16 protein-coding genes are annotated in these 21,925 nt (G+C 73.7%); 10 read left to right on the forward strand and 6 right to left on the reverse strand.

Features of this window, described 5'->3' with window-relative positions; translation table 11 throughout:
* Position 1: 1 nt before the first annotated feature.
* The 4 genes from PVK74_RS04190 to PVK74_RS04205 all read left to right on the forward strand — a co-directional run bounded on the left by PVK74_RS04190 (position 2) and on the right by PVK74_RS04205 (position 10,537).
* Complete coding sequence (locus tag PVK74_RS04190) at positions 2 to 190, forward strand: MbtH family protein (protein ID WP_043324625.1); 189 nt, start codon at positions 2 to 4, stop codon at positions 188 to 190.
* Positions 187 to 3,306 carry a non-ribosomal peptide synthetase gene (locus PVK74_RS04195; RefSeq protein ID WP_274478238.1) on the forward strand — a complete coding sequence of 1,040 codons (3,120 nt, stop codon included), beginning with the start codon at positions 187 to 189 and terminating at the stop codon, positions 3,304 to 3,306. Before PVK74_RS04190 ends, PVK74_RS04195 begins: the two co-directional genes overlap by 4 nt.
* Positions 3,306 to 8,792, forward strand: a complete 5,487-nt coding sequence (locus PVK74_RS04200) for a non-ribosomal peptide synthetase/MFS transporter (protein WP_274478239.1) — start codon at positions 3,306 to 3,308, stop codon at positions 8,790 to 8,792. Before PVK74_RS04195 ends, PVK74_RS04200 begins: the two co-directional genes overlap by 1 nt.
* A gap of 95 nt (positions 8,793 to 8,887) precedes the next feature.
* Positions 8,888 to 10,537, forward strand: coding sequence for a DUF885 domain-containing protein (locus tag PVK74_RS04205; protein WP_274478242.1), 1,650 nt, complete (start codon positions 8,888 to 8,890; stop codon positions 10,535 to 10,537).
* Here the strand turns inward: PVK74_RS04205 and PVK74_RS04210 are convergent.
* The 3 genes from PVK74_RS04210 to PVK74_RS04220 form a co-directional block, all read right to left on the reverse strand.
* Positions 10,483 to 11,697, reverse strand: coding sequence for a hypothetical protein (locus tag PVK74_RS04210; RefSeq protein ID WP_274478243.1), 1,215 nt, complete (start codon positions 11,695 to 11,697; stop codon positions 10,483 to 10,485). The genes PVK74_RS04205 and PVK74_RS04210 overlap by 55 nt on opposite strands.
* A 43-nt stretch (positions 11,698 to 11,740) precedes the next feature.
* The gene (locus PVK74_RS04215; RefSeq protein WP_043324617.1) at positions 11,741 to 12,253 is read right to left on the reverse strand and encodes an NUDIX hydrolase; all 513 of its coding nucleotides are present in this window, start codon (positions 12,251 to 12,253) and stop codon (positions 11,741 to 11,743) included.
* A gap of 570 nt (positions 12,254 to 12,823) precedes the next feature.
* On the reverse strand, positions 12,824 to 13,486 hold the full coding sequence (locus tag PVK74_RS04220; RefSeq protein ID WP_274478244.1) for a DUF6308 family protein: 663 nt from the start codon (positions 13,484 to 13,486) through the stop codon (positions 12,824 to 12,826).
* Positions 13,487 to 13,729: 243 nt separating this feature from the next.
* On the opposite strand from PVK74_RS04220, the gene PVK74_RS04225 reads away from it, so the two are divergent.
* Positions 13,730 to 14,224 carry a type II toxin-antitoxin system PemK/MazF family toxin gene (locus tag PVK74_RS04225; protein ID WP_274478245.1) on the forward strand — a complete coding sequence of 165 codons (495 nt, stop codon included), beginning with the start codon at positions 13,730 to 13,732 and terminating at the stop codon, positions 14,222 to 14,224.
* Between the two features lie 123 nt (positions 14,225 to 14,347).
* On the opposite strand, the gene PVK74_RS04230 is transcribed toward PVK74_RS04225, so the two are convergent.
* The gene (locus tag PVK74_RS04230) at positions 14,348 to 14,983 is read right to left on the reverse strand and encodes a GGDEF domain-containing protein (protein WP_043324610.1); all 636 of its coding nucleotides are present in this window, start codon (positions 14,981 to 14,983) and stop codon (positions 14,348 to 14,350) included.
* Between the two features lie 227 nt (positions 14,984 to 15,210).
* Here PVK74_RS04230 and PVK74_RS04235 point away from each other — a divergent pair, with 227 nt between their 5' ends.
* The 4 genes from PVK74_RS04235 (at position 15,211) to PVK74_RS04250 (ending at position 18,906) form a co-directional block, all read left to right on the forward strand.
* Positions 15,211 to 15,468 (forward strand): DUF397 domain-containing protein, encoded by a 258-nt coding sequence (locus PVK74_RS04235; RefSeq protein ID WP_030502645.1) that lies wholly within the window; start codon positions 15,211 to 15,213, stop codon positions 15,466 to 15,468.
* 102 nt (positions 15,469 to 15,570) lie between these two features.
* Positions 15,571 to 16,458: a helix-turn-helix domain-containing protein gene (locus PVK74_RS04240; protein WP_043324606.1), complete on the forward strand. Its 888-nt coding sequence runs from the start codon at positions 15,571 to 15,573 to the stop codon at positions 16,456 to 16,458.
* Positions 16,459 to 16,533: 75 nt separating this feature from the next.
* Positions 16,534 to 17,382: an SAM-dependent methyltransferase gene (locus tag PVK74_RS04245; protein WP_274478246.1), complete on the forward strand. Its 849-nt coding sequence runs from the start codon at positions 16,534 to 16,536 to the stop codon at positions 17,380 to 17,382.
* An 84-nt stretch (positions 17,383 to 17,466) separates the two neighbouring features.
* A complete protein-coding gene (locus PVK74_RS04250) occupies positions 17,467 to 18,906 on the forward strand; it encodes a protein kinase domain-containing protein (protein WP_274478247.1) in 1,440 nt (479 codons plus the stop codon).
* A gap of 3 nt (positions 18,907 to 18,909) precedes the next feature.
* On the opposite strand, the gene PVK74_RS04255 is transcribed toward PVK74_RS04250, so the two are convergent.
* Positions 18,910 to 19,602 (reverse strand): carbon-nitrogen hydrolase family protein, encoded by a 693-nt coding sequence (locus PVK74_RS04255; protein WP_210886724.1) that lies wholly within the window; start codon positions 19,600 to 19,602, stop codon positions 18,910 to 18,912.
* A gap of 66 nt (positions 19,603 to 19,668) precedes the next feature.
* Between PVK74_RS04255 and PVK74_RS04260 the strand changes: the two genes are divergently transcribed.
* Positions 19,669 to 20,442: a DedA family protein gene (locus PVK74_RS04260; RefSeq protein WP_187692773.1), complete on the forward strand. Its 774-nt coding sequence runs from the start codon at positions 19,669 to 19,671 to the stop codon at positions 20,440 to 20,442.
* On the opposite strand, the gene PVK74_RS04265 is transcribed toward PVK74_RS04260, so the two are convergent.
* Positions 20,406 to 21,803 (reverse strand): alpha/beta hydrolase family protein, encoded by a 1,398-nt coding sequence (locus tag PVK74_RS04265; RefSeq protein ID WP_274478249.1) that lies wholly within the window; start codon positions 21,801 to 21,803, stop codon positions 20,406 to 20,408. The genes PVK74_RS04260 and PVK74_RS04265 overlap by 37 nt on opposite strands.
* Between the last annotated feature and the right edge of the window lie 122 nt (positions 21,804 to 21,925).

Here is a 21,925-nt window from a genome sequence, read left to right on the forward strand (position 1 = left end):
CATGGCCGAATCCCGATTCCTGGTCGTCCGCAACGACGAGGAGCAGTACTCGATCTGGTCGGCCGACCGCGAGCTGCCCGCCGGCTGGCACGACACCGGCTTCGCCGGCAGCCGCGAGGAGTGCCTGGCCCACGTGGACGAGGTCTGGACCGACATGCGTCCCCGCTCGGTGCGCGAGGCCCTCTCATGACCCAGGAGTGGACGTTCCCGGCCTCCTACGCCCAGGAGCGGGTGTGGATGGCCAACCAGCTCGACGCCGGGTCGCCGGTGTTCAACGTCTCCTTCCCGTGGATGTTCCCCGCCGACGTGGACGCCGAGACGGCCGGCGACGTGGTCAACCGGGTGATCGCCCGGCACGAGGCGCTGCGTACCCACCTGCGGGTCGACGACGGCGCGCTGGTGCAGGTCGTGCGCGCCCACGAGCCGGCGCCGCTGCCCGTCACCGACGTCACCCATCTGCCCGCCGGTGAGCAGCGCGGCGAGTTCGAGCGGATCCGCGGCGAGATGGCGCGCGCCCCGATCCCGATGGACGCCGCGCCGCTGTGGCGGGCCCGGCTGATCCGCATGGAGGACGGGCTCGCGCTGGCGTTCGTGGCGCACCACGCCGTCTTCGACAGCCACTCGGCGGTGCTGTTCCACCACGAACTGGTCGCGTTCTGCGAGGCCGCGCGCACCGGCGCCGAGCCCGCCGTGCCCGAGCTGCCCATCCAGTACGCCGACTTCGCGGTCTGGCAGCGCCAGCAGCTCACCGGCGAGGAACTGGACCGGCAGCTCGCCTTCTGGACCGGCCACCTGGCCGGAGCGCCGCCGGTGATCGGCCTGCCGCTGGACCGGCCCCGTCCGGGCCAGCTCGGGTTCGCCGGTGACGAGGTGCGCTTCACGCTGCCCGACGGGCTGCTGGACCGGATCGGCACGCTGGCCACCGGCGCGCAGGCCACCCCGTACATGGTGCTGCTGGCCGGTTTCGCGGCGCTGCTGTCGCGGATCTCCGGCGACACCGACGTGGTGGTGGGGGTGGCCACCGCGGGCCGCGACAACCCGGAGCTGGCGCCGCTGATCGGCATGTTCGTCAACCCGGTGGCGCTGCGCTGCGACGTCTCCGGCGACCCGGCGTTCGCGGCGCTGCTCGGCCGGATCCGCAACGGCCTGATCGACGCCATGGAGCACGGCCAGGCGCCGTTCCAGAAGATCGTCGAGGCGGTCGACCCGCAGCGGGACCCGTCGGTGCAGCCGATCTTCCAGACCGCCCTGAACTGGATCCCGGACTCCGGCCTCGACCCGGTGGAGCTGGGCACCACGAAGGACGACCTGGCCTTCGACATCACCACCGGGGAGTGCCGCCTGGTCTACCGGACCGAGCTGTTCGACCGGGAGACCGCCGAGGCGGTGGTGCGCCGCTACGTGCGGCTGCTCGCCGCCGCCGTCGCCGAGCCGCAGCGCACCGTCGCCGCGCTGCCGCTGCTCACCGACGACGAACATGACCTGGTGCTGGGCGCCTGGAACGACACCGCCCACGACGTGCCGGCGACCACTGTGGTCGACGAGGTGCAGCGGCAGGCCGCCGCCACCCCGGACGAGCCGGCGCTGGTCTGCGACGGCGCGACGCTGCGCTACGCCGAGCTGAACACCGCCGCGAACCGGCTGGCCCGGCTGCTGGTGGCGCGCGGGGCCGGCCCGGAGACCCGGGTCGCGCTGGCCCTGCCCCGCTCCTGTGACCTCGTCGTGGCGATGCTCGCCGTGCTGAAGGCCGGCGCCGCGTACGTGCCGGTGGACACCACGTACCCGGCCGGGCGGATCGCGTACCTGCTCACCGACGCCGCGCCCGCGCTGGTGGTGGCCGACCCGGACACCGCCGCCCTGGTGCCCGGCGACGCGCTGGTGCTCGACGGCGAGGTCGGCTCCGACCAGCCCGGCGACGACCTCACCGACGCCGACCGGGTCGCCCCGCTGCGCCCCGAACACCCCGCGTACGTGCTCTACACCTCCGGCTCCACCGGCCGGCCCAAGGGCGTGGTGGTCGAGCACCGGGCGGTGACCGCGTACCTGGCCTGGGCCCGGGCCACCTACCCGGGGCTTTCCGGGGTGGCGCTGCTGCACTCGCCGGTCTCGTTCGACCTCACCGTCACCGGCCTGCTCGGCACGCTCACCGCAGGCGGCACGGTACGGCTCGCCGCGATCGACGAGCCCGCCGCCCGCGCCGGTGGGCGGCCGACCTTCCTCAAGGTCACGCCGAGCCACCTGCCGCTGCTCGACGGCGAGCTGTCACCGACGACCGACCTGGTCATCGGCGGCGAGGCGCTGACCGGGGAGCAGCTCGCCGCCTGGCGGGCCGCGCACCCCGACGTGGCGGTGATCAACGAGTACGGCCCGACCGAGGCCACTGTGGGCTGCGTCGCGGCCCGCATCGCCCCCGGCGAGCCGGTCCCGGCCGGCCCGGTACCGATCGGCACGCCCACCTGGAACACCCGGGCGCTGCTGCTCGACACCGCGCTGCGCCCGGTGCCCCCGGGCGTGGTGGGGGAGCTGTACGTCACCGGCACGCAGCTCGCCCGCGGCTACCACGAGCGGCCCGGCCTGACCGCCGAGCGGTTCCTGCCCTGCCCGTACGGTCCGCCCGGCGCCCGGATGTACGCCACCGGTGACCTGGCCCGCTGGCGCGCCGACGGCACGCTGGACTACCTGGGCCGCCGCGACGACCAGGTCAAGGTGCGCGGCATGCGGATCGAGCTGGGCGAGGTCGAGGCGGCGCTGCTGGCCCACCCGGACGTACGGGCCGCCGCCGCGGCGGTCCGCGCCGACGGCGGCGAGCCGATGCTCGTCGGCTACCTGGTGGGCCCGGCCCACGAGGACTCGGTCCGCGCCGAACTGGCCCGCGAGCTGCCGGCGCACCTGGTGCCGGCCGCCCTGGTCCGGCTGGACGCGCTGCCGCTGACCCCGAACGGCAAGCTGGACCGCGCCGCGCTGCCCGCCCCGGCGTCGGCCGAGACGGCGCAGGACAGCTACGTCGCGCCCCGCACCGAGGCCGAGGCCCTGGTCGCCGAGGTGTACGCCGACATCCTCCAGGTGGAGAAGGTCGGCGCGCACGACGACTTCTTCGCCCTCGGTGGCAACTCGCTGCGCGGCATGCGGGCGATGGCCCGCATCCGCGCCGAGGTGGACGTGGAGCTGCCCATGCGGGCGCTGTTCAGCAGCCCCGTGGTGGCGGACCTGGCCGCCCAGATCGAACAGCGGATCGCCGCCGAGCTCGACGGTCTCTCCGACACCGAGGTCGCCGCGCTGCTCGCGGCGGAAGAGGGAACCAACTGATGACCGACCTGAAGGATCCGGCCCGCGAGGCGGCCCGGCAGGCGCTGATCGCCCGACGGCTACGCGCCCGCCAGACCGCAACCGCGGCCCGGATCACCCCCCGCCCGGCCGGCGCCGAGGTACCGCTGTCCTACGCCCAGGAGCGGGTCTGGTTCATGGACCAGCTCGCCCCGGGCGAGGCGGCGTACCACATCGCGGTGCCGCTGCGGGTGCGCGGACCGCTCGACGTGGACGCGCTGCGCGCCGCCCTGACCGCGCTCGCGGACCGGCACGAGTCGCAGCGCACCCGCTTCCCGGCCGACTCCGACGGCCGCCCCACGGTGGTGATCGCGGACACCGCGGACGTGCCGCTGACGGTGGTGGACGCGCCCGACGAGGCCGCCGCGCAGGCGCTGGTCGAGGCGGCGGCGGCCGAGCCGTTCGACCTCGCCGAGGGGCCGCTGCTGCGGGCCCTGCTGATCCGGCTCGCCGCCGACGACCACGTGCTGTTCCTGGCCCAGCACCACATCGTCGGCGACGGCTGGTCGGTGGACGTGCTGCTGCGTGACCTGATCACGCTCTACCGGGGCGGCGAGCCGCCCGCCCTGCCGATCCAGTACGGCGACTTCGCCGTCTGGGAGGCCCAGGAGCTGGACGGCCCGCAGGCGCGGGCGCACGTCGACTACTGGAAGCAGCGGCTGGCCGGCATCACCCCGCTGGAACTGCCGCTGGACCGGCCCCGCCCGGCCACCCAGACCTACCGGGGCGACTTCGTCGAGTTCCAGCTCGACCCGGCCGCCACCGAGGCGCTCAACACGCTCACCCGCGACAGCGGCGGCACGCTGTTCATGACGTTGCTCGCCGCGTACCAGGTGCTGCTGGCCCGGCACTCCGGCCAGGACGACTTCGCCATCGGCGCGTCGGTCGCCGGACGGTCCGCGCCGGAGCTGGAGAACCTCGTCGGCATGTTCATCAACATGCTGCCGCTGCGCGCCGACCTGGGCGACGACCCGACCTTCGCCGAGCTGCTGGAGCGCACCCGCCGCACCGTGCTGGACGGTTTCGAGCACGCCGAGGTGCCGTTCGCCAAGGTCGTGCACGAGCTGGGCCTGCCGCGCGACGTCAGCCGCTCCCCGGTGTTCCAGGCCATGTTCGTGCTGCAGAACTACGAGATGGGCCGGTTCACCGGCGTGTCCCGTACCGACGAGGTCACGTTCACCTGGACCCCGATGGAGTTGCGGGCCACCCGGTTCGACTTCGAGCTGCACGCGGTCGAGACCGTCGACGGGCTCTGGGGCAAGCTGGTCTTCAACACCGACCTGTTCGACCGGGCCACCGTGGAGCGGATGGCGCAGCGGTGGACCGCCCTGCTGGACGCGGTCGTCGCCGCGCCGGACACCCCGGTCTCCCGGCTGCCCCTGCTGCCCGCCGCCGAGCGGGAGCTGCTGGCCGCCTGGAACGACACCAGCGCGGACTTCCCGCGCGCCGAGACGCTGCACGGCCCGATCGAGGAGCGCGCCGCGGCCACCCCGGACGCGGTGGCGGTCACCATCGACGGCCACAGCCGCACGTACGCCGAGCTGAACGCGCAGGCCAACCGCGTCGCGCACCGGCTGCGCGCGGCCGGCGTCGGCCCGGAGACCCTGGTCGGGGTCTGCGCGGAACGCTCGGTGGAACTGGTCGCCGGCCTGCTCGGCGTGCTCAAGGCCGGCGGCGCGTACCTGCCGCTGGACCCGGAGTACCCGGCCGACCGGCTCGCGTTCATGGTCGGCGACGCGGACGCGCCGGTGGTGCTGGTCCAGTCGCACCTGCGCGACGTGCTGCCCGACACCGGCGCCACGGTGCTCGAACTGGACGACGCCACCGTGTGGAGCGGTCAGCCCGACACCAACCCGGCGCCGGCCGCCGGGCCGGAGCACCTGGCGTACGTCATCTACACCTCCGGCTCCACCGGCCGCCCGAAGGGTGTGCCGAACACGCACCGGGGCATCGTCAACCGGCTCGACTGGATGCAGAAGACGTACCGCCTCGGCGCCGACGACGCGGTGCTCCAGAAGACCCCGGCGAGCTTCGACGTGTCGGTGTGGGAGTTCTTCTGGCCGCTGCGCACCGGCGCGCGCCTGGTGCTGGCCAAGCCGGGCGGCCACAAGGACGCCGGCTACCTGCGTGACCTGCTGGTGTCCGAGCGGATCACCACCGCCCACTTCGTCCCGTCGATGCTCACCGTCTTCCTCGCCGAGGACGGCGTGGAGGCGGCCACCGCGCTGCGCCGGGTGATCTGCTCCGGTGAGGAGCTGCCGCTGGCCTCGGCGGCCGACTTCACCGCCCGGCTGCCCTGGTGCGGCCTGCACAACCTGTACGGCCCGACCGAGGCGGCCATCGACGTGACCGCCTGGGCGTGCGAGCCGGACCGGCTCGCGCAGGTGACCAGCGTGCCGATCGGCGCGCCGATCGCCAACCTGCGGCTGCACGTGCTCGACCCGTCCGGCGCGCAGTGCCCGGTCGGGGTGGCCGGTGAGCTGCACATCGGCGGTGTCGGGCTGGCCCGCGGCTACCACCGCCGGCCGGCGCTGACCGCGGAGAAGTTCGTCCCCGACCCGTTCTCCGCCGAACCGGGCGCCCGCCTCTACCGCACCGGTGACCTCGCCCGCTGGGTGATCGGCCCGGACGGCGCCGGGGTGATCGAGTTCCTGGGCCGCATCGACCACCAGGTCAAGCTGCGCGGCCTGCGCATCGAGCTGGGCGAGATCGAGAGCGCGCTGCGCGAGCAGCCGGGCGTCACCGAGGCGACGGTGATCGTCCGGGAGGACAGCCCGGGCGACAAGCGGCTCACCGCGTACCTGGTGGGGGCGGCCGAGCACGCCGCGCTGAAGGCGGCGCTGAAGGACACGCTGCCCGAGTACATGGTGCCGGCCGCGTTCGTCACGCTCGACGCGCTGCCGCTGACCCCGAACGGCAAGCTGGACCGCAAGGCGCTGCCCGCGCCGGTGGTCACCCGCGAGGCGTCGGTGGCGCTGGTCGAGCCGCGCGACGACACCGAGCGGGCGCTGGCCGCGATCTGGTCCGAGGTGCTCGGCGTGGACACGCTCGGCATCGACGACGACTTCTTCGACCTGGGCGGGCACTCGATGCTCGCCACCCAGGTGGTCGCGAAGATCCGCAAGGCGGAGCTGGGCGGCCGGGCGGTCGGCGTGATGGACCTGTTCCAGCAGCGCACCATCCGCGACCTGGCCGCGTTCATCTCCGGCGACGCCGCCCAGGAGGGGCCGCGCCGGCTGCTCTACGAGCTGACCAAGCCGATCCCGGCGGGCAAGCGGGTGCTGACGTACGTCTGCGTGCCGTACGGCGGCGGCAGCGCCATCGTCTACCAGCCGCTGGCCGACGCGCTGCCGGCCGGGTACGGGCTGTGGTCGCTGGCCATCCCCGGCCACGACGTCGGCCTCACCGAGGACGCGCTGCCGTTCGAGGAGCTGACCAGCCGGGTCGCCGACGAGATCCTGGAGCGGGTCGAGGGACCGATCGCCCTGTACGGCCACTGCGGCGTGGGCAGCGCGATCGTCGCCGAGGTGGCCCGCAAGGTCGAGGCGTCCGGCCGGGACCTGGAGGCCGTCTACATCGGCGCGATGTTCCCGTTCGCCCGCCCCAAGGGCGTCTTCTCGGCGGCCCGCAACAAGCTGGAGCAACTGCGCAGCAACAAGCACTACGCGAGCTGGCTCAAGTCGATGGGCGTGGACACCGACGAGCTGGACCCGGAGCAGGCGGACCGGATCATCAGCAACATGCGGGCCGACTCCCGCGCCTCGGAGGAGTACTTCACCCGGCTGCTGGACAAGCAGGCGACGAAGCTGCGCGCGCCGATCATCTCGGTGGTCGGCTCCGAGGACCCGGTCACCGACTACTACCGCGAGCGGTACACCGAGTGGCAGTTCCTCAGCGACACGCTCGGGCTGGTCGTGCTCGACCAGGCAGGTCACTTCTTCCTGAAGTACCGCGCCGAGGAGCTGGCCGAGATCGTCACGCAGGCGCACCCGGCGGTGGTCGCCGGTGACATCGGCGCGCTGAGCCCGCAGGCGCGGGGTGAGGACGCCGGCTGGGCGGTGGCGGACACGCTGCGCGTGGGCGTGGCCCGCAAGGCCAGCACCGCGGTCAAGCCGAGCATGGGCCGCTTCCTGGCCATCACGGTCGGGCAGCTCGTCTCCAGCACCGGCTCCGCGCTGACCGCGTTCGCGCTGCCGATCTGGCTGTTCAACCGCACCGGCTCGGTGGCCGACCTCGGTCTGCTGTGGGCGCTGGCGCTGATCTGCGGCGTGCTCATGCTGCCGGTCGCCGGCGCGCTGGTGGACCGGGTCAGCCGCCGCCGGATCATGATGACGGCCAGCTGCTTCGCCGGCTCCATCCAGCTGGTGCTGGCCAGCCTGCTGTGGACCGACAACCTGGTGCTCTGGCACATCTACCTGCTGGTGGCGCTGAGTTCGGTGGCCGGGTCGTTCCAGCGGATCGCGTTCCAGTCGGCGGTGCCGCAGCTGGTGCCCAAGCGCTACCTCGGGCACGCCATGGGCATCACCCAGCTGTCCACCGGTGTGGCCACGCTGCTCATGCCGGCGTTCGCGGCCGGCCTGCTCGCCACCATCGACCTGAAGGGCATCCTGCTCGTCGACGTGGCCAGCTACGTGCTCGCGGTGCTCACGCTCGCCGTGGTCCGCTTCCCGGACGCGCTCGGCTGGCGGCCCCGGGAGCGGCTGCTGGTGGCCATCGCCAACGGCATGCGCTACTCCTGGCGGCACCGCGGATTCCGGCTGATGCTCGGCTACTTCGCGCTGGGCAACATCTTCCTGGCGCCCGCGCTGGTGCTGATCACCCCGTTGGTGCTGTCGTTCGGCAGCCCCACCCAGGTCGCCCAGGTCGCGCTGGCCGAGGCGGTCGGCGCGGTGCTCGGCGGCATCCTCATGTCGCTGTGGGGCGGGCCGCGCAAGCGCCGCATGATCGGCGTGCTGATCGGCAACCTGGGCACCGCGATCGGCTGCATGCTGATCGGCCTGGACGCCTCGGTGGCGATGATCTGCGTCGGGTTCTGCTGGCTGGCCATGTCGATGACCACCGCGCAGTCGATCTACGCGACGATCGTCCAGGTGAAGGTGCCGCAGCGCTTCCACGGCCGGGTGTTCAGCCTCAACCAGACCATCTCCTGGTCCACGCTGCCGATCGGGTTCGCGCTGCTGGCGCCGGGCGCCACCGCGCTGTTCGAGCCGATGCTCGCGCCGGGCGGAGCGCTGGCCGGCACGGTGGGGGCGGTGATCGGCACCGGACCGGGCCGGGGCATCGGGTTCGCGTACATCTGTTTCGGCGCGGCGCTGGTCCTGGTCACGCTCGGCGGGTTCGCGATCCGGCTGCTGCGCCGCTTCGACATCGAGGTGGAGGATTCCCTGCCGGACGACCTGATCGGCGCCCAGGAGCGTGAGAAGCGCCTGGCCGCCAAGGCCGAGAAGAAGGAGCTCGTCTCGGTCTGACCCCGCCTCCCATCCGGTTGATCAAGGAGTTCGTGTCCTTTCCGGGCCTTCCGGCCGGCACGAACTTCTTGATCACCGGGGGTAGCATCGGTGCGATGGGCGAGGACGTCACCGACGCGCTGCTGCGGGAGATGGGGCGCCTCGATCCGTGTGTGGCGGTGGTCGAGGCCGGTGAGCAGGACGTCGACGGGCTCACCGACTACAGCCCGGAGGGTCACCAGGCCCGCGCCGATCTCGCCGCGCGCGCCCTGCGCCGGATCGAGGCGCTGCCCGCCCCGAGCCCGCTGCACGAGCACCTCGCCGAACGGCTGCGCGCCCGGATCGCCTTCCACGACGCCGGGGAGGACCTGCGGGAACTGCACGTCGCGGCCACCGGCCCGCTCCAGCTCATCCGCCAGTGCGTCGAATCAGCGGTGCCGGGCCGCGACGCCGGGCGCGCGGCCTACGAGGACGGCTGGGCCCGCGTCGGCGCGCGCCAGGCCGCGATCCCGGCATCCCTGGACGGGTACGCCGCCAGCCTGCTGGTCGCCGCCGAACGCGGTCACCTGCCCACACGACGCCAGGTGGACCTGGTGACGCAGCGCTGCCGCACCTGGATCGACGAGGACACGGCGCTCGTGCAGCGCTACGGCGACGGGCCGCAGCGCGCGTCGTTGCAGGCGGCGGCGCGGGACGCGCGGGAGGCGTACCGGAGGTTCGCCACGACGCTCACCGCGGACCTCGCGCCGCTCGCGCGCGACGACGAGGCGTTCGGCCCGGCGCGGTACGCCCTCTGGGTGCGGACCTTCCTCGGCACGGAACCGGACCTGCGCGAGCTGTACGAGTGGGGCTGGGACGAGTTCACCGCCATCGAGGCGGACCTGGTCGCGGAGGCGAGAGCCCTGGGTGGCACCGTGCCCGAGGTGCTTCAACGGCTCGACCGCCCCGACGCGCCAGGTGTGCTGCGCAGCCGGGACGAGTTCGCCGCCTGGCTCCAGGAGCTGCTGGAGGCCACCACCGAGCGGATGCACGGCACGCACTTCGACATCCCCGCGCCGCTGCGCCGCATCGAGTCCCGGGTCACCACGTCGGGCGGCACCGCCTACATCGCGCCGTCGCGGGACCTGACCCGGCCGGGCCGGGTCTCGTGGCTGCTGCCCGACGGTCAGGAGCGCTTCCCGACCTGGTGGGCGTACAGCACCGCGTACCACGAGGGCGTCCCCGGCCACCACCTGCACCTCGGCTCGGAGGCGTGCCGGGGCGGCCCCGGGCAGCGGCTGAACCTGCTCGGCGGGCTCTCCGGCGCCCAGGAGGGCTGGGCCCTGTACGCCGAAGGGCTGATGGACGAACTCGGACTCTACGAGCAGCCGGGCGCCCGGCTGGGCCACCTGTTCATGCAGTTGCTGCGGGCGGCCCGGGTGGTGCTCGACATCGGCCTGCACCTGAAGCTGCCGATGCCGTCGGGCAGCGCGCCGTGGACGCCGCAGGCCGCGCTGGACCTGCTGCGCGACCGCTGCCACCAGGGCCCGTACGCGCCACTGGAAGTGGCCCGGTACCTGGGCCGGCCCGGGCAGGCGCTCACCTACAAGGTGGGGGAGCGGGTGTGGCGCGACGGACGCGCGGCGTTCCCCGGCGACCGGCGCGCGTTCCACAACCGGGCGCTGGAACTCGGCTCGCTGGGACTGGACCAGCTCGCGAGCGCGCTTCCCGCCTATCCGGCCTCGTCGGCGGGCAACTCCTCCGGGTCGGCCACCCACGCGGAGTAGACAGGCAGCGCGTGCCACGGGCCGCCGGCCGGGTCGGTGGTCACCGCGACCACCGCGTACGGGTGACCGAAGCGCAGCTCCGCGACGCGGGCGACACCCTCCGGCGGCAGCGCTGTCGCCCGGCCGAACGCGGTCACCGCGGCGGCCTCGAAGCCGTAGCGGCCGAACCGGGCCACCGCGGACTGCGCGGCGTCGAACCTCGGCCCGGTCAGGCCCAGCAGCTCGCCGAGCGCCCGCGCCGCCGCGTCGAAGCCGAACCCGGGCCTGGCCAGGTCGTGGCGGCTCTGCGCCGACCAGCAGGGCAGCACCGCGGTGGCGCGTTCCTCCCGGCCGTCGTCCGCGTACGTCCGGGTCGGCTCCTCCCGCAGCGTCCACAGCGGCGTCTCGCCCAGCGGCAGGTCGAACAGCGACCGGCGGCCCGGCATGGCGTCCGGCAGGAGCGCGGCGGCGCTCGCCAGCTCCTGCGCGGCGGCCAGCACGTCGACGGCCGGCACGTCGGGCGCGGCGGCCACCGACACCACGAGCATTCCGGCGCCGTCGTCGCCGGTGCGGGCCGGCACCGCGTGCGCCGCCACGTCACCGGCCCGGTCGGTGGCCGCCACCCAGCACCGGTGCCCGAACGGCGGCGTGCGCAGCACCCGGCTCAGCCGGCCCGACCAGGCGCTGCCCGCGCCCAGCCCCGCGCCGGGGGCGGTGTCGAACGGATCGGCCCACGACACGCGGGTGGCCAGCGCGTTGGCCAGGAGCAGCAGCGTGTCCGGGGTGACGTCGACGGGGAAGCTGTCGATCAGCCCGCCGGTACGCTCCCGGGCCCAGCCGTCCAGCGTGGCCTGGTCGGGCAGCGGACCGCGTTCGGTGTTCTCCGGCAGCGCGGCCCGCCACGCGGCCAGCTCCGGCGCGGGAGCGCGCTCCCACAGCGCGGTGGCCGCGGCGACCATCGGGTGCGGCGCGGCGAGCAGCGCCCGGGCCTCCGCGGCGGCGTCGTCCGGGTCGGCGTCGAGCGCCTCGGCCAGCGCCGCCCGGGTCTCGCCGGTGGCGGCCGGGCCGGTCAGCGCCAGCAGCAGCCACGCGCCCAGCGGCGAGGCGACGTGGTGGGTGTCACCGGCGGCGCGGTGCAGCCGCTCGGCGTATCGGGCCAGTGGTGCGTGCAGGGGAGTCACGGCTCCACTCTGCCCGCTCACGCGCCGGGTGGCACGCCCGCGCTCAGGACCACAGCTCGAACGGCTCGTCGATCTCCTCGCCGGCCAGGAACGCGGGCAGCAGTTCGGGCAGCCGCCCGGGATAGCAGCGCGGCCGCTCGGCGAGCACCTCGGCCAGCGGCCACCAGCGGAACCCGAAGTAGTCCTCCACCTCGTAGTCCAGCCGCAGCGCCTCGTCCACGTCCGGTCCGGGGCCGGGCAGCCGTACCGCCACGATCACCTCGTCCTGGAGGTGGCGGCGCTGCCGGTGCCGGAAGCTGGCCCGCCGCCGCCACGTCGGCGCGCCCACCTCGTCCGGACCGATCGCGATGCCGGTCTCCTCGCGCAGTTCGCGGACCGCCGCCTCCCGGTAGGTCTCGCCCGGGTCCAGCCCGCCGCCGGGTAGCTCCCACCACACGCCGAGGTCGGGGTGGTCCGGGTCGCGGGTGTGGAACAGCAGCAGGTGGTCGGTGGCGTCGAGCACGACCAGCCGCACCGCGCTGCGCTCGAACACCGGCAGATCATCGGGTAGCCGCACGCCCCCAGCGTAAGGAAGGGCCCCTTATTAACGCCTCCGGTAGTAGAGGGGCCCCCTATTAACAGGGAGCATCCCGCACGGCCACCGCAGCGCCTGGCACGCCAGGTCGCACCACACCGCGTTCGCGGAGCGCGACCAGGCCGGGTGGCTGGCCGGGAACGAAGACGCCTACGTCGTTAACGCCCTACCTCGGCCATGTCTTGTATCGGCAGCTTTCTGCCGCCAGGCGGTGGAGCGAAGCACGAGCGCGGCAGAGTTGATCTTGCGGCGTTCGGCTTCGCACGAGCCTCGGGGAAGCCGAGCCACCAGGGCTCTCGCTTCCCGTAGCAGCTCCCACGCGGTCGACTCTCTACCGGTACGCATCGCGGCGACGAGGTTCGCGAGGTCGACGTTCAAGCGGTTGCGAACCAGGTTCTCCTTGGTGGGCAAAGGTCTGCGAGAGGAGGGGCTACCGAGAGGATCTCGGACAGGGCGCAGATCCGCTGTGAGACCGCCGGATATCAGGTGCACCCGTCGCGCTTTCATGTCATCTCCTTGTGTCGCCGGTCGCATGCATCCTTCCGGCGGTCGTCACAAATTCGCGCGTGGAAGCGGGTCGGGCTCGGGTACCGCGAGTGCCCTGCGGGCATTGCGGGCGTTGCGCGAACGGCTGTGACGCATCCAGATTGCGACGTCGAGCAGACGCAAGAGGCTGATTGAGTCGCCGCCTGCTGGGCGGAGGTCCTCTATCTGCTGTCGGAGGGTGGATTCGGTCAGCGCGGCCCCAAGTGTCATCCAGAACTTGTTCTTTGGCGGAGCCAGCACCCGAAACACGACGCTGTCATGGATGGGCACGAGCCGGGGCCGCTTGCGGGCAAGAAGCTTGCTCGCGATCACTGGACCTACCCCCGGCAGTCGGTCCAACCAATGATGCAAGGCTGTTGCTGACTGCAGGACGTCCGGACCGGCAGTCCACAGATCCAGATCAGTGGGGATCGCAGCGAGTGCTGCCGTGACCTGGTTGCCGGCAGCGAGAAGCGCACGGACGGCGAAGGGCTGCCAGGAGATGTCCAATAGCGTGGTTGCGAGCAGGTCGTCAAGGGTGAGCACACAAGGGGGGTTCTCGCCGAGCAGGTCGAACAACGTGCCGGCGAACGGTCCATCGGGGTCGAAGTAGGCAGCGACGAGGCCGTTGACGCCGGGGTCGGCGAGCACATCGCGGATCCGGTTGCGGACTTGCTCCTCAGCGTGCATCGCGAGAGGGTTACACAGCGTCGGCGTCACACACATCGATCATTCAGGTCGGAGAGATGGCCGGATCGTCGGCTGCCTCGCGCTTCGGCCGCAAGGGCGCTTCGGGAACACCTGCCGGTCGGCGGCGTCGGTCGGCCACAAATCGCTGCACACCTGTGAACAGTCCAGAGCAACGGGCGCCGTCCACCCGACCGGGCGACCCGATTCCCGGGCGGTCGTACCCCGGCCGATAGGCTGCCCGCCGTGGCAGGTCTGTTGAAGAACGTGGCGTCGCGGCTCAGCCGGATCACCCGGGCCGTGCCCGCCCCGCCCCGCACGGGCGCGCCGATCCCGGCTCAGGTCGCGCGCCGCCGCCAGGTCAACGCGCTGCAGCGCCGCGAGTTGTCGTACGCGCCGGAGCCGGACGGCCAGGCCGACCCGGGCGAGATCGTCTGGACGTGGGTGCCCTACGAGGACGACCCCCGCCAGGGCAAGGACCGCCCGGTGCTGGTGGTCGGACGGCACAGCCGCACCTTGTTCGGGCTGATGCTGTCCAGCCAGAGCGACCGGGACGGCCAGCGGCACTGGCTGGCGCTCGGCCCGGGGGAGTGGGACCGGGACAACCGGCCCTCCTGGGTGCGCCTGGACCGGGTGCTCACCATGCGCGAGGACAGCATCCGCCGCGAGGGCGCGGTGCTGGACCGGCCACGGTTCGACCGGGTCGGGCAGGCGCTGCGCGCCGGCTACGGCTGGCGCTGACCGCGCGCCCGGGACCCGCGCCAGCCAGGTAGCCGCGCCGGCCGGGAACGCGGACCGACCGGCCACGCTGTTTGGCTGAGCACACGGACCGGCCGGGCACGTGGGCGCTCTGGGCCGGGCCGGTCAGTACTCCGCGACGAGCTGCCGGGTCGGGCGGGCCGCGCCGAGCGTCTTCGCCTCGTACATGGCGGCGTCGGCGCGGCACAGCGCGTCGGTGAGCTGCGTCGGGCAGTGCACCGGCGCGAGCCCGACCGAGGCGGTGACCTGGATGCTGCGCGCGCCCAGCGGGATGGGCGCGGCGAGCGCCTCGCAGAGCCGCCGCGTGGCGTGCTCGATCCACCGGCGGTCGGCCGTGGGGCTGGCCAGCAGGCCGGCGAACTCGTCGCCGCCGAGGCGGGCCACCAGGTTGTTGCCGGCGAACGCGGCGAGCCGCTGCGCGACGCTGATCAGCACCTGGTCGCCGGCGGCGTGCCCGTAGCGGTCGTTCACCTGCTTGAAGTTGTCCAGGTCGAGCACGACCGCTACCAGTGGCTGGCCGGCCGGGTCGGTGAGCAGGGTGGCGGCGAGCCGGAAGAACGCGCGGCGGTTGGGCAGGCCGGTGAGCGGGTCGTGGCTGGCCGCGTGCCGTTCGGCGGCCAGTTCGGCCTGGAGCAGCTCGATCTCGGCCTCGGCGCGTACGGCGCGGCGGCGCAACTGCCAGGCCGAGATGAGGGCCCCCGCGGCGGATATGCCGGAGGCGACGGTCATCGGATCCGGCACGCGCGTCCTCCTCACCGCAGTCCCCTAGCCGCGCGCGGCGGCATCCGGAGGCCGGGTTCGGGTCACCGAATGTGAGCGACCCGGCACACCGTACGTTTCGGCTATCATGCTCTCCGTCCATTGCAGATGCAATAGCAGATGCACGTGCATCTCACTCCTCAGTCGACAGACGTCGCCACCCACCGCTCCTCCCCGCGGCCTCGGCTGGCTCATCCCGAAGGACGCCCATGCAACAACCGCCGAACGGTGTGCCCGTGCCCGAGCTGCCCCCGATGCGCTGGTCGAAGAGTCGTCGCAGCAACCCCAGCGGCAACTGCGTCGAGTTGGCCGAGCTGCCCGGTGGCACCGGAATCGCGGTCCGAAACTCCCGGCACCCGGAGGGCCCGGCGCTGATCTACACAGTGGACGAGATCGCCGCCTTCGTGCTCGGCGCGCGCGACGGCGACTTCGACCACCTGATCCCGCCGTCCCGCACACGGGACTGATTAACCGCTCCGGAGGAGTTCACCTCACTGTCGGTTCATGGCATGCTTACTCGTCGGCCGGGGGGCGCCCGGCCGGGGCAGTCGGGATGCGAGGGCGGTCAGGTGGCGACGGTGCCCGTCGAGGGTGGTCCGACAAGCGGGCCCACCGTGCTGCGCATGTTGCTCGGTGGGCAGCTGCGGCGACTCCGTGAGAGGGCCGGGGTCAGCCGGGAGACCGCCGGCTGGGAGATCCGCTCCTCCGAGTCGAAGATCAGCCGGATGGAGCTGGGCCGGGTCGGCTTCAAGGAGCGCGACGTGGCCGACCTGCTCACGCTCTACGGCGTGACCGACGCCGGCGAACGTGAGTCGCTGCTCAAGCTCGCCCGGGACGCGAACAGCCCCGGCTGGTGGCACCGCTACGGTGACGTGCTCCCCGCGTGGTTCCAGGCGTACCTGGGCCTGGAGGCCGCCGCCGCGCTGATCCGCACGTACGAGGTGCAGTTCGTGCCCGGGCTGTTGCAGACCGCCGCGTACGCCCGGCAGGTGATCCTGCTCGGGCACCGCGGCGCGTCGGCGGCGGAGCTGGACCGGCGGGTGGAGCTGCGGATGCAGCGCAAGGAGCTGCTGCGCCGCAGCAACCCGCCGCAGTTGTGGGCGGTGCTCGACGAGGCGGCGCTGCGCCGCCCGATCGGCGGGGCCGCGGTGATGCGCGAGCAGCTGGACGCGCTGATCGAGGCGACCGCCGCGCCGCACGTACGGCTGCAGATCGTCCCGTTCTCCGCCGGCGGGCACGCCGCGGCCAGCGGGGCCTTCAGCATCCTGCGCTTCGGCGACGCGGACCTGCCGGACATCGTCTACATCGAGCAGCTGACCAGCGCGATCTACCTGGACAAGCGCGACGACCTCGAGTTCTACGCCGAGGCGATGGAACGGCTGTGCGTGGAGGCCGCGCCGCCGGAGCGCACCCGTGAGCTGCTGGCCCGCCTCCGTGACGAGCTGTACCCGGCCTGACCGGACCGGCGCCGGGCAGTACCATGATCCGCACCGGAGACAGTGGACGGTGGGACCCGAGTCGTGGAGGTGGCCTTGACCAGCGACGCAGCAGGGACGGCGCCCGTTTCCGGGCCGCCCGGCGACCGGATCGACACGACAGTGGCGCACCCCGCCCGCCGGTACAACTACTGGCTCGGTGGCAAGGACAACTTCCAGGCCGACCGGGACTCCGGCGACGCGATGGCCGCCCGGTTCCCGACCATCCGGATCAGCGCGCTGGAGAACCGGCGGTTCCTGCGCCGCGCGGTGCGTCACCTGGCGGGTGAGGCGGGCATCCGGCAGTTCCTGGACATCGGCACCGGCATACCCACCGCCGACAACACCCACGAGGTGGCGCAGGCGATCGACCCGCGCGCCCGGGTGGTGTACGTCGACAACGACCCGATCGTGCTGGCCCACGCCCGCGCGTTGCTGACCAGTTCGGCCGACGGCGTCACCGCCTACCTCGACGCGGACCTGCGCGACCCGGAGCGGATCCTGGCCCACCCGGACCTGCGCCGCACGCTCGATCTGTCCCAGCCGGTGGCGTTGATGCTGCTGGCGGTGCTGCACTTCGTGCCCGACGGCGAAGACCCGTACGCGCTGGTCGACACGCTTCTCGACGCGCTGCCCGCCGGCAGTTACCTGGCCGCCTCGCACGCCACCCACGACTACCTTCCGGCGGAGGTGGCCGCCGAGGCGAAGGCGGCGGCCCGGGGCGGTGGCCCGCACGGCGTGATCAACCTGCGCAGCCGGGAGGAGGTCGTACGCTGTTTCGACGGCCTCGAACTGGTCGAGCCGGGCATCTGTTCGGTGGCCGAGTGGCGCGCCGACGGCGAGCCGGAGCCGCGGCCGTCCGTGGTCGACGTCAGCATGTACGGCGGGGTCGCCCGCAAGCCCTGACTCGGGCGGAAGAACGCCGGAACACGGACGAAACGGGGGCGCGGGTTGGTGCGGCCGGTGCCGCGCATGGCAGCCTGGTGAATTATGTCGCCGTTCACGCCCGCCCTGCGCCTGCACGACCGCTACGTCCTGCGTGAGCGCATCGGCCTCGGCGGGATGTCCGAGGTGTGGCGCGCCGACGACGAGGTGCTGCACCGGCCCGTCGCGGTCAAGGTTCTCGCCGGGCAGCTCGCCGCCGACCCGCAACTGCGCGCGGTCATCCAGCGCGAGGCCCGCGCGGCGGCGCGGCTGACCCACCCGCACGTGACCCAGGTGTACGACTACGCCGAGGCGACGCTTGCGGGCGGCGTCGTGGTCCCGTACCTGGTGATGGAGCTGGTGGAGGGGCAGACGCTCGCCGACCGGCTGGCCGGCGGGCCGCTGGCCTGGCCGGACGCGGTCCGCACGGCCGGGCAGGTCGCCGGGGCGCTGGCCGCGGCGCACCGCATCGGCGTGGTGCACCGCGACATCAAACCGGCGAACGTGATGCTCACCGAGACCGGCGCGAAGGTGCTCGACTTCGGCATCGCCGCGCCCGCCGGCCCGCATCCGGTCACCGGGCAGACCGGTGTGCTGCTGATGGGCACCCCCGCCTACTTCGCCCCGGAACGCCTCGACCCGGGCCCGGCGCATCCGGCCGGTGACGTGTACGCGCTCGGCGTGCTGCTGTACCGCAGCCTCACCGGCCGGGCCCCGCTGCCGGTGCGCAGCTGGGACGACGTGCTGGAGGTGCGGCGCAACCGGCCGCCGGTGCCGCCGCCGCGCGTGCCCGGCCTGCCGCCGGAGATCGCCGACCTGGTGCTGGCCTGCCTGGACGTGGACCCGGCGCGGCGGCCGAGCGCGGCCCGGCTCGCCGAGCGGCTCGGCGCGGGCCGCCCGGTGGATCCGCCGACCGCGATCCTGCCCACCGTGGCGCCGGTGACGCATTCGCCCACCCTGGTCGAGCGGGTTCCGGCCGCCACGGCCCGCCCGGTCGCGCCGGGGCGTCCCGGCGCGCCGCCGCGTCCGGCGGTCTCCTCGAACCGGCTGTTCGGGCTGCTGGTCGCCGGCGCCGTGGTGCTGCTACTCGCGGTGGTCGGCTCGCTGGTGTGGGGTGACGGCTCCGGCGCCCCGCCGGCCGCCGCGCCCACGACTGGCCCCACGACCGGCGCCGCCGAGCCGCCCGCGCCCGAGCCGAGCAGCGCGGCGCCGCCGTCGACGGCGGCCGAACCGGTGACGCTGCGGCAGCTCGGCGACCGGTTCGACGAGTTGCTCGACCGGGCCGAGTCGATCGGGCTGATCGAGCGCAAGGTCGCCGACGACCTGCGCAAGAAGGTCGCCGAGCTGGACCGGGGCAAGCCGAAGGACCGGGAGAAGCGGGTCGAGGACCTGCGCGAGAAGATCGACGACGCCGCCGAGGACGACAAGATCGACCCGGTCACCGCCACCGCGCTGCGCAAGCTGCTCGACGGCTACGAGCGGCTGCGCGGCGGCGACGAGGGCTGAGTGTCACCGCAGCGTGGCGGTGACCACCTCGCCGGTGTCCGTGCCGGCGCGGGCCACCGGCTCACCCGCCGGTGACCAGATCCCCGAACCACCCGCGGCGCGCGCGTACCCGCCCCCTGTCGACCCGGCGAAACTCGCCGTCGCCACCCACACGCCGTGCGCGGCGGCGACCCGGCGGGCGCGTTCGTCGGGCACCGCCGCGTCGTCGGCCGACTCCAGCACCCCGGCCAGGTAGGCGTCCGCGCCGAGCGCCACCGTCGCCGCCGCGTGCTCCGGCGTGCCGGTGTCCTTGCAGACCGCCAGGCCCAGCCGCCAGCCGTCCACATCGAGCACCGCCGGCTCCCGGCCCGGCCGCATGTGCTGCGGCTCCGCGCCACCCAGGCACATCTTCCGGTACGCCACCCGCACGCCCTCGGCGTCGATCGCGAGCACCCCGATGTGCGGTCCGGGCACCGGCGCGCCGGCCAGCGCCAGCGTCCCGGTCTCGGCGCACGCCGCGCGCAGCGGCGCGAGCCGGGGATCGTCCGGGTCCAGCGGCGCGGCGTCCAGTTCGTACCCGGTCAGTGACATCTCGGGGAAGACCACCACGCGGGCGGCGGCGGCGCGCACGGCGTCGGCGTGCCGTGCCGCGTTGCCCGCGACGTCGCCGGAGCGGGTGAGCGGCTGGGCGACGGCGATCCGCAACGGCGTACGCATGGCGTACACGATAATGGTTTCCATGACGCGTGGTCGTCCGCAGCTTCGCCCCGTAACGTTGGTCGGATGATCGGAAACGCACAGCTGCTCGCCGGCCCCCGGGTGAGCGCCGCGCGGGCGGCAGAGCCGTCCGGTGACGGAGTGACCGGCTGGGTCACCGGCCTGATGGAACGGCTCGGCGGTCCCGGCGCCGGCCTCGCGGTGGCGCTGGAGAACCTGTTCCCGCCCATCCCCAGCGAGGTGATCCTGCCGCTGGCCGGCTTCACCGCGAGCCAGGGCAAGATGAGCCTGGTCGGTGCGATCGTCTGGACCACGATCGGGTCGATCGTGGGCGCGCTGGCGCTCTACTACATCGGCGCGGCCCTCGGGCGGGACCGGATGCGCGCCCTGGCCGAGCGGCTGCCGCTGATCAAGCTGGAGGACGTGGACCGCACCGAGGCGTGGTTCCTGCGCCACGGCGTCAAGGCGGTGTTCTTCGGCCGGATGATTCCGATCTTCCGCAGTCTCATCTCCATTCCGGCCGGGGTGGAACGCATGCCGGTGCCGGTGTTCCTGCTCTACACCGCGCTGGGCAGCCTGATCTGGAACACCACGTTCGTGCTCGCCGGGTACTTCCTCGGCGAGCAGTGGCACGTGGTCGAGGCGTACGCGGGCACGTTCCAGAAGATCGTGATCGTGGCCGTGATCGCCGGGTTCTGCTGGTTCGTGGTCAGCCGGGTCCGCCGCTCGCGCCGGAGCGCCCTCGCGGCGGAGGCGGCGCCGGCGCCGGAATCGGGGCCGGAGTCGGCCCGGCAGGGCACCGTCTACCGCGGCGGCTGGTACGGCCGCGAGGAGGACTGAGGCGGGCAGGGCGGGTAGAGCGGGCGGGTGCCGGTGCCGGCGGCCCGGGCGGCCTGGTCGCTGAACCGGCAGCCGAAGTCCGGCGCCGCCACCGCGCGCCGGTCGGTGACCGCGTCGCCGGCCGGCCGCTTGCCGGTGCGGACCCAGCGGGTCAGGTCGTCCCAGGCGGCGCCGGCCTCGGCCGGGCTGAACTCGCAGTGCTGCGCGGTGCGCACGGCCCGCTGCACCAGCAGCCGGGACCGGCCGTGCCGGGCCACGTCCCGGGCGTACGCCTGCTCCATGCCGAACGGCACGAACAGGTCACCGAGGCCGTGCAGGCTCAGCACCGGCGCGGTGGGCCGCCCGGCGATCCGGGGCACCTCGGTCAGACTCGGTGAGAGCCGCTGGCGCAGGTTCTCCGGCGCGACCCGCTGCACCGTCGCGTTCAGGTCGACCGGCTGGTTCGGCGCGTACCTGGTGAACAGGTTCGTGGCGAGCTGGCCGGGCCGCCGGGCGGGGGAGCCGTCCGCCTCGCTGACCGCGATGCCGAACAGGAAGTCCTTCCAGACCGCGAACGCGGCGTCGGCGCCCGGCCGCGGCCCGCCGGAGCGCTCCACGGTGACCGCGCGCAGCTGCTTGCCCAGGTCGTTGGTGGTGTCGGGGCCGCCCGGAGCCAGTCCGGCCAGGCCGAGCGTGACCTGGATCCGGGGCACCGCCGAGGTCAGGTAGTCGGGCGGCGTCGGGTACGCGCGCACCCCCGCGAGGGCCTGCGCGACCAGGTTGTAGTCCAGGAAGAAGTCGAACAGCTCCTGGTCGCCGAGCACCCCGCACATCGGCAGCGCACCGGCGTAGAAGCCCGGGTACTGTTCCAGCGAACGGCCGATGACGTGACCGCCCATCGACACCCCGGCGATCAGCACCCGGTGCGGGCGCCGGACGGTACGGCTGAACAGGTCGGCCAGGGCGCGGGTGCTGCGCACGCCGGAGCGCACGTCGTAGCCGTTGCGGTCGTACGACGACGACGCCCACGCGTACCCCTGGGTCACCAGGCGCTGCCGCAGGTCGAAGCCGGGCGGCTCCGGCGACAGCTCGGTGCCCTGGCCGCGGTAGCCGTGCGCCCACATGACGAGGTCGCCGTTCCAGCGCCTGGGGATCTCGATGACGTACCCGGCGTTGGCGTGCACGCCCTGCCGCACGGTGGTGGCGGCGCCGCCGACGACAAGTGGCGGCAGCGGCGGGTTGACGATGGTGTAGCCGGGCAGCGGGCCGCTGCCGTCGTCGCGGCCGGTGGCGGCGGCGGGGGCCGCGCCGGTGAGGCCGAGCGTCAACGTGAGGGCCACGCCGACGGCGAGCAGCCGGCGGCGCACGGGTGAGGGCTGCATCGCTGCTCCCCGGGGGGACGGTGCCACCCCGGGACGGGGGTGACGACGCGGGACGGATGCCTACCGGCCGGTAGCGCCCTGAACCTAGGCCGGGCGTCGAGAGCTGTCAATCACTGACCGAC

Source organism: Micromonospora chalcea (assembly GCF_028768405.1).
Lineage (GTDB): Bacteria > Actinomycetota > Actinomycetes > Mycobacteriales > Micromonosporaceae > Micromonospora > Micromonospora chalcea.